This is a genomic window from Donghicola sp. XS_ASV15, from assembly GCF_041224595.1.
GTDB lineage: Bacteria > Pseudomonadota > Alphaproteobacteria > Rhodobacterales > Rhodobacteraceae > Donghicola.
Genome location: NZ_JBGFGN010000094.1, coordinates 1 through 249, shown reverse-complemented (window position 1 = coordinate 249; position 249 = coordinate 1). Strand labels below are relative to the sequence as shown.

The window sequence follows — 249 nt, the reverse complement described above, 5'->3', positions numbered from 1 at the left end:
CTCCGAGATCGGCGAGGGCGGCAAAGGGATCCGCGGGCGTGGCCTCGAGGGTGTCCTGCGCTGGCTCTTCTGCCACAGTCTCCTTGTCGGTTTCCCCTGGGGCTGGGGTGTTTTCTCCGCCCGTAGCTTCAGCGTCGAGCGGAAGCGCGTCCGCATCGTCTGAGACCACGTGTTCCGAAGGAGGCGCGTCGTCATCGTCCAAGCCTTCGAGGGCCTCGAAGGGGCTTGGGACGGCGGTGCCTGCAGCCG

Annotated in this window: 1 protein-coding gene; it reads right to left on the bottom strand. The window is 67.5% G+C overall.

What is annotated here, in order from left to right; translation table 11 throughout:
- A partial coding sequence (locus AB9K37_RS02935) for a hypothetical protein (RefSeq protein ID WP_369835476.1) occupies window positions 1-249 on the bottom strand: 249 nt, incomplete at both ends.